Origin of the sequence: Mesorhizobium sp. M7A.F.Ca.CA.003.01.2.1 (genome assembly GCF_003998945.1) — a bacterium.
GTDB lineage: Bacteria > Pseudomonadota > Alphaproteobacteria > Rhizobiales > Rhizobiaceae > Mesorhizobium > Mesorhizobium ciceri.
Genome location: NZ_RZRA01000149.1, coordinates 1 through 7,649 on the forward strand (window position 1 = coordinate 1; position 7,649 = coordinate 7,649).

The window sequence follows — 7,649 nt, forward strand, 5'->3', positions numbered from 1 at the left end:
TTCCTGGCCTTCCTGTCGCTCGTGGCGGCAAGTGAAGAGCGCTGGACCGCAATGTTCTGGTGGCTCGGGCTGGCCCTGTTCGTCGACGGCATCGATGGGCCGATCGCCAGAAAACTCGAGGTCAAGGAGATCCTGCCGACATGGTCGGGCGAACTGCTCGACAACATCATCGACTACGTGACCTACGTGCTGATCCCGGCCTTCGCGCTCTATCAGCGCGGCTTCATGGGCGAGGGCCTGTCATTCCTGTCGGCGGCGATCATCGTCGTTTCCAGCGCCATCTACTATGCCGACACCGGCATGAAGACGAAGGAGAATTTCTTCAAGGGATTCCCGGTGGTCTGGAACATGGTGGTGTTCACCCTGTTCGTCATCGAGCCCGGACAATGGGTTTCGTTCGCGGTGGTGGTGGTGGCCGGCGTCCTGACTTTCGTGCCGATCAACTTCATCCACCCGGTGCGGGTGGTGCGGCTGCGGCGCATCAACCTTGGGATGACCCTGTTGTGGTGCGCTTTCGGCGCGCTTGCCCTGGCCCAAGCGGCGCTCGCCGCCTTCTACGATCAGATCGGCGTGCTGGGCGAGCAGGTCAGCACCTTCACCAAGATCGGCATCACCATCACCGGGCTTTATCTTGCCTGCATCGGTGGCATCATGCAGTTCTTTCCCAATCTCGGTGCCAAAAAGGCCTGATCGGCCACTCCCACAGGGAGCCTGGCCCCACAAGCCTAGCCCACAGGAAGCCTAGCAATGTCCAAAGCGATCCGCATTCATGCCAATGGCGGCCCGGAAGTTCTGACCTATGAGGACGCTGATCCCGGCCAGCCGGGATCCGGGCAGATCCTGGTCCGGCACACCGCGATCGGCCTCAATTTCATCGATGTCTACCATCGCTCCGGTCTCTATCCGCCACCCGGCGGCTTCCCGCTCGTGCCAGGCAGCGAAGCCGCCGGCGTGGTGCTGGAGGTCGGCCATGGCGTCGACTGGCTGAATCCGGGCGATCGCATCGCCTATGCCGTGACGACGGGGGCTTACGCGCAAGAACGCGTCATCGATGCCAGCCGCGTCGTCAAGGTTCCGGATGGCATCAGCGACGAACAGGCCGCAGCGATGATGCTGAAGGGCATGACCGCGGAATATCTGCTGCGCCGGACGTTCAAGGTGAAGGCCGGCGACACGATCCTGTTCCATGCCGCTGCAGGCGGCGTCGGCCTGATCCTCGGCCAATGGGCAAAACATCTCGGCGCCACCGTCATCGGCACCGCCAGCTCGTCCGACAAGATCGAGCTCGCCAGGGCGCATGGTTTCGATCACGTCATCAACTACAAGGAACAGGATTTCGTCGCCGGCGTCGCCGCCATCACCGGCGGCAAGAAATGCGATGTCGTCTACGATTCGGTCGGCAACGACACGTTTCCGGCTTCGCTCGACTGCCTGCGGCCGCTCGGCATGTTCGTCAGCTTTGGCCAGTCCTCGGGACCTATACCGCCGTTCAGCATGTCGTTGCTGGCACAGAAGGGCTCGTTGTTCGCAACAAGGCCGACACTGTTCGTCTACAACGCAAAACGCGAGGACCTCGACGCTTCTGCTGCCGCCCTGTTCGAGGTCGTGCTCAGCGGCGCGGTCGAGATCCGGATCAACCAGCGCTACGCGCTGAAGGACGCCGGCAAGGCGCATTCCGACCTCGAGGGCCGCAGGACCACAGGGACGACCATTCTCATCCCTTAGTTCGTTCTGCCTTGCTATCCCTTGAATTTCCGCTGAAATTCTTGAAGCTCTTTCAAGACGTGTGCCGCTTTCCGATGAGAGCCGGCCGCGCCTACCATGCCTGCGGGAACACAGAACATGTCTGGCTAACCAGATGGGAGGCACTGTGAGTGCAAATCAGGACGGCACGAACCTGCTTGAGGTGCGTGGCCTCACCAAGATATTCGGCACGCTGACGGCGTGCGATCATATCGATCTCGACATCGCCAGGGGTGAGATCCACGCCTTGCTCGGCGAAAACGGCGCCGGCAAGTCGACGCTGGTCAAGATGCTTTTCGGCTCGCTGGAGCCCAATGCCGGCGAGATCTTCTGGAACGGTCAGGCCGTCAGGATTTCCAGCCCGGGCGTCGCGAAAAAGCTCGGCATCGGCATGGTGTTCCAGCATTTTTCGCTGTTCGAGGCGCTGACCGCGGCCGAAAACATCGCGCTGTCGCTGGACGACGGCTCGCCGATCAGCAGCATCGCTGCGAAGGCGAGGGCGCTTTCCTTCAGCTATGGCCTGCCGCTCGATCCTGAATCGCTGGTCGGCGACCTGTCGGTGGGCGAGCGCCAGCGCATCGAAATCATCCGCTGCCTGCTGCAGACGCCGCAGCTCATCATCCTGGACGAACCGACCTCGGTGTTGACGCCGCAGGAAGCCGACAAGCTGTTCGAGACGCTGGAGCGCCTGCGCTCGGAAGGCAAATCCATCCTCTACATCTCGCACCGGCTCGAAGAGGTCAAACGCATCTGCGACCGCGCCACCGTGCTGCGCCACGGCAAGGTGGTCGGCCATTGCAATCCGCGTGAGGAAACAGCCTCTTCGCTGGCGCGAATGATGGTCGGCAATGAGGTGCAGGCCGTGGTGCGCGCGCCGGTCGAGGGCATCGACAAGGCGCAGCCGCTGCTCGAAATCCGCAATCTCAGCCGCCAACCGGCGACGCCGTTCTCGATCCCGCTCAAGGGCATCAACCTGAACGTCCGCGCCGGCGAGGTGATCGGCATCGCCGGCGTCGCCGGCAATGGTCAGGGCGAGTTCTTCGAATCCGTTTCGGGCGAAGTGCTGCAGCAGGATGCCGCCTCGGTGCGCATTCGCGGCAAGGATTCGGGAAGCCTCACCATCACCGGACGGCGCCTGCTGGGCGCTGCCTTCGTGCCGGAGGAGCGCCTCGGCCACGGTGCCGCACCGCGCATGAAGCTTTCCGAAAACCTGCTGCTGTCGCGCCATGCCACCGACGGCAAGGCGTTCGTCGGTTCCGGCGGAATGGTCAAGAGCGCCGCCATCCAGGCCGCGTCCCAACGCATCATCGAGGCGATGGACGTGCGCAAGAGCGCGCCGGATCCGGAGGCCGCGGCTCTTTCGGGCGGCAATCTGCAGAAATTCATCGTCGGCCGCGAACTCGACCGCCGGCCAAGCGTCATGGTGGTGAACCAGCCGACCTGGGGCGTCGATGCGGGCGCTGCCGCCCACATCCGCCAGGCCTTGATCGAGTTGTCGCGCAGCGGATCAGCGGTGCTGGTGATCAGCCAGGATCTCGACGAGCTGTTCGAGATCTCGGATGCGATCGCGGTCATGCACAATGGCGAGTTGTCGAAGCCGATGCCGATCGCCGAAGCGACCTTCGAGAAGGTCGGCTTGCTGATGGGTGGCGCCGAACCCGGTCACGCCGAACACACGTTGGAGACGGCATGATGCGCCTCGAACTCGTCAAACGCCCGCAGCGCTCCATGCTGTTTTCGGCCCTGTCGCCGTTCATCGCTTTCGCGCTGACCATCATTGCCGGGGCCGTCATGTTCGCACTGCTCGGCGTCAATCCGCTGACTGCGTTCAACATCTATTTCATCGAGCCGATCAGCCAAATCTGGCAGTTGCATGAGCTGGCGATCAAGGCCGCGCCGCTCATCCTGATCGCTGTCGGCCTGTCGGTTTGCTACAAGGCCAACATCTGGAACATCGGCGCCGAAGGCCAGTTCATCCTCGGCGGCATCGTTGGCTCGATGCTTCCAGTACTGTTTCCGCAGTTCGAAGGCCCGCTGGTGCTGCCGTTGATGCTGTTGCTCGGCATGGTCGGAGGTGCGGCCTATGCGGCGATCCCGGCTCTGCTCAAGACGCGCTTCGGCACCAACGAGATCCTGACCAGCCTGATGCTGGTCTATGTCGCGCAACTTTTCCTTGACTGGCTGGTGCGCGGCCCCTGGCGCGATCCGCAGGGCCATGGCTTCCCGCAGACCATCCAGTTCAACGATTCGGCCGTGTTGCCGGAACTGATGCCGGATGCCGGACGGGCAAACTGGGGTTTTGTCTTCGCGCTGGTCGCCGCGGTGCTGGTCTGGATCCTGATGAGCCGCATGCTGAAAGGTTTCGAGGTGCGCGTGCTGGGCTCGAGCCCGCGGGCAGGACGCTTCGCCGGCTTCGGCCTCAACCGGATGGTGTTCTTTGCCTTCCTGCTGTCGGGCGCGCTGGCGGGACTTGCCGGCATCTCGGAGGTCTCGGGCGCCATCGGCCAGCTGCAGCCCGTCATTTCGCCCGGCTACGGCTTCACCGCCATCATCGTGGCGTTCCTCGGCCGTCTCAACCCGCTTGGCATCGTTGCCGCCGGACTGGTGCTGGCACTGACCTATCTCGGCGGCGAAGCAGTGCAGAGCGCGCTCGGCATCTCCGACAAGGTGGCGCGGGTGTTCCAGGGCATGCTTTTGTTCTTCGTGCTCGGCTGCGACACGCTCATCCACTACCGCATACGTCTGGTCGGCCTGGCGCTGACCAAACCGGAAGGCGTGGCCAAACTCGAAGCCGCACCGAAGCTGAAGGAAGCCCGTTGATGGACATCACCGTAAACATCCTTCTGACCATCGCCACCGCGGCAACGCCGCTGCTGATCGCGGCAATCGGTGAGCTGGTGGTCGAGCGCTCCGGCGTACTCAATCTCGGCGTCGAAGGCATGATGATCATGGGCGCCGTCGGCGGCTTCGGCGCAACCTATCTCACCGGATCACCCTGGATCGGCCTTTTGGCGGCCATTGCCATGGGCGCGGTGTTCTCGCTGCTGTTTGCCGTCATGACGCTGTCGCTGGCCACCAATCAGGTGGCGACCGGCCTGTCGCTGACGCTGCTCGGCCTTGGCCTGTCCGGCATGATGGGCACCAGCTTCGTCGGCCAGCCCGGCGAAAGGCTGCCCAACCTCGACATTCCCGGCCTGACGGAAATCCCTGTGGTCGGCAGGCTGCTGTTTGGCCAGGATCCGATCTTCTACATCTCGATCGCACTGACCGCCGCCGTCATGTGGTTCCTGTTCAAGACCCGCACCGGGCTGACGCTGCGTTCGATCGGCGACAGCCACACCTCGGCGCATGCGCTTGGCATCAAGGTCATCCGCTACCGATACCTCGCGGTCATCTTCGGCGGCGCCTGTGCCGGTCTCGCCGGCGGCCATCTCTCGCTGGTCTACACGCCGCAATGGGTGGAGAACATGAGCGCCGGCCGCGGCTGGATCGCGCTGGCGCTGGTGGTGTTCGCCTCCTGGCGGCCATGGCGGGTGCTGGCCGGCGCCTACATCTTCGGCGCGGTATGGATCGGCCAGCTTCATGCACAGGCTTTTGGCATTCCAGTGCCCTCACAGTTCCTTTCTTCGCTGCCCTATCTGGCAACCGTCGTGGTTCTCGTTCTAATCTCGCGCAACAAGCGTCTGACGATGATGAACACGCCGGCTTCCTTGGGGCAGCCATTCGTTCCGGATCGTTGACAACAAAAACAAACGGGAAGCTCCAAGGCTAACTCAGAGAGGTAACACGATGAAAAAACTGCTTATTGCCCTGATGACCACGACCGCCGCCATGTCGCTGGCAGCGACGGCCGAGGCCGCGGACAAGCTGAAGGCCTGCTGGGTCTACACCGGCCCGATCGGCGATTTCGGCTATTCCTACCAGCACGACCAGGGCCGTCTCGAAGTGGAGAAGGCGCTCGGCGACAAGGTCGAAACCGCCTATCTTGAAAACGTCTCGGAAGGCCCCGACGCCGACCGCGCTTTCGAGCGCCTGGCACGCGAAGGCTGCAAGATCATTTTCGGCACCTCCTTCGGCTTCATGGACCCAGAAGTGAAGGTCGCCAAGAAATTCCCGAAGGTGATGTTCGAGCACGCCACCGGCTACAAGACATCTGACAATCTCGGCATCTACAATGCGCGTTTCTATGAAGGCCGTTATGTGCTCGGCCAGATCGCCGCCAAGGAATCGAAGGCAGGCGTTGCCGGCTACATCGTTTCCTTCCCGATCCCCGAAGTGGTGATGGGCATCAACTCCTTCATGCTCGGCGCGCAGTCGATCAACCCGAACTTCAAGGCCAAGATCGTCTGGGTGAATTCCTGGTTCGATCCGGGCAAGGAAGCCGACGCCGCCAAGGCGCTGTTCGACCAGGGTGCCGACATTATTGTCCAGCACACCGATTCGACCGCTGCCCTGCAGGTGGCCGAGGAGCGCAAGCTGCACGGCTTCGGCCAGTCCTCCGACATGATCAAGTTCGCGCCGAACGCGCAGCTGACCTCGCTCACCGACGAATGGGGTCCCTATTACATCAGCCGGGTCCAGGCAGCCCTCGACGGCACCTGGAAGCCGGACAATGTCTGGCTTGGCATCAAGGACGGCGCGGTCAAGCTCGCCCCCTACACCAACATGCCCGACGACGTGAAGGCGATGGCGGAGGCCACCGAGAAGAAGATCGCCGGCGGCTGGAACCCCTTCACCGGGCCGATCGCCAAGCAAGACGGCACGCCGTGGCTGAAGGATGGCGAAGTCGCCGATGACGGCACGCTGCTCGGCATGAATTTTTATGTGAAGGGTGTCGACGACAAGCTGCCGCAGTAAGTAGCGCAAGAGATCGAAATGAGGAGGGCGCCGCGAGGCGCCCTTTTTCATTCGGCGGGCTGCGCTCCGGCTGAGACGCGACGAAATCGCGCCAGGCCAGCATCGACCGCGCGGCCGAGCCAAATCCTCAGCAGCCGCTGTGCGGGTCGTTCGCAGGCGCGCCAGATTGCCCACGAAACGAAAAGCATAAGTGCGCCGCAGCCAAAGGCGGCAAACCATTTGCCGATAAGGGGCGTTGCCGCATTGATGACGAGATAGCCGATGTCCTGGTGCAGCAAATAGAGCGGATAGGTCAGCCCGCCCAGCGCCAGGGTGAGCCCCGATGCCCTGATACGGCCGCGCAGCAGCACCGCACCGATCAAGGCCGCGTGCATGACGACGTTGGCGATGACCAGATTGGCCGACGAAACGGCAATGCCGTAGTGGCCAAGCATCCAGTGCTGCGTCACCGACAGCGTGCCGCAGGAGATCAGGAACGCGGCGGCAAGCAGCAGCATTGCAGGCAGTGAACGGCCATGCGCATGCAGGTGGTGGACCAGCACGCCGGCGGCGAAGAACGGTCCAAACTCGGTGATGAACAGCAGCCTGGCGGCGCCGCTGCCGATGAAGAACTCGTTCAAGGCCGAGATCGCCAGCCAGATCAAGATCAGCTCCAGCTTGCGTTTCTGAAACAGCCCGGTGAGCAGCGCCAGCGTCACCCAGCCGTAGAACACCAGCTCAAGAACGATCGACCAGTAGACGCCGTCCATGAAGGGCTGGCCGAACGCCGGCGCGAACATCGACAGATTGGCGGCATACTGAACGAAAGAGGCCGAAAGCAGCGGCGACCCGGCAAGGAAGACAATCGCGAAGGTGATCGTCATGCAGAGCAGGAAGCCCGGATAGAGGCGAACGAACCGCGCGACCGCAAACTGGTCCCAACTGCGGTTTTCCGCCGACCAGGCAATGACGAAACCGCTGATCAGGAAGAACAGATTGACGCCGAGATAGCCGTAGAGGGCGAACGGTGCCGCAAGCGGATAACCCTCAGCCAGAATGCCCTCGGCAGC

7 protein-coding genes are annotated in these 7,649 nt (G+C 62.8%); 6 read left to right on the forward strand and 1 reads right to left on the reverse strand.

Translation table 11 applies throughout. From position 1 onward, the window contains the following. From pcsA to EN969_RS08895, 6 genes are all read left to right on the forward strand, one after another. A partial coding sequence (gene pcsA, locus EN969_RS08870; protein WP_164758189.1) for a phosphatidylcholine synthase occupies nt 1–690 on the forward strand: 690 nt, incomplete at its 5' end. A gap of 57 nt (nt 691–747) precedes the next feature. Beyond that, complete coding sequence (locus EN969_RS08875) at nt 748–1,725, forward strand: quinone oxidoreductase (RefSeq protein WP_063168005.1); 978 nt, start codon at nt 748–750, stop codon at nt 1,723–1,725. Between the two features lie 133 nt (nt 1,726–1,858). Next, nucleotides 1,859–3,436, forward strand: a complete 1,578-nt coding sequence (locus EN969_RS08880) for an ABC transporter ATP-binding protein (protein ID WP_063168006.1) — start codon at nt 1,859–1,861, stop codon at nt 3,434–3,436. Continuing rightward, nucleotides 3,433–4,563: an ABC transporter permease gene (locus EN969_RS08885; protein WP_013531649.1), complete on the forward strand. Its 1,131-nt coding sequence runs from the start codon at nt 3,433–3,435 to the stop codon at nt 4,561–4,563. The genes EN969_RS08880 and EN969_RS08885 overlap by 4 nt, the downstream gene beginning before the upstream one ends. Then, entirely contained in the window at nt 4,563–5,483 is a 921-nt protein-coding gene (locus EN969_RS08890; protein ID WP_024503273.1) for an ABC transporter permease, read from the forward strand. The genes EN969_RS08885 and EN969_RS08890 overlap by 1 nt, the downstream gene beginning before the upstream one ends. 49 nt (nt 5,484–5,532) lie before the next feature. Then, entirely contained in the window at nt 5,533–6,600 is a 1,068-nt protein-coding gene (locus tag EN969_RS08895; protein WP_013531647.1) for a BMP family ABC transporter substrate-binding protein, read from the forward strand. A 47-nt stretch (nt 6,601–6,647) separates the two neighbouring features. Here the strand turns inward: EN969_RS08895 and EN969_RS08900 are convergent. Continuing rightward, on the reverse strand, nt 6,648–7,649 hold a 1,002-nt coding region (locus EN969_RS08900; RefSeq protein WP_164758190.1), incomplete at its 5' end, for an acyltransferase.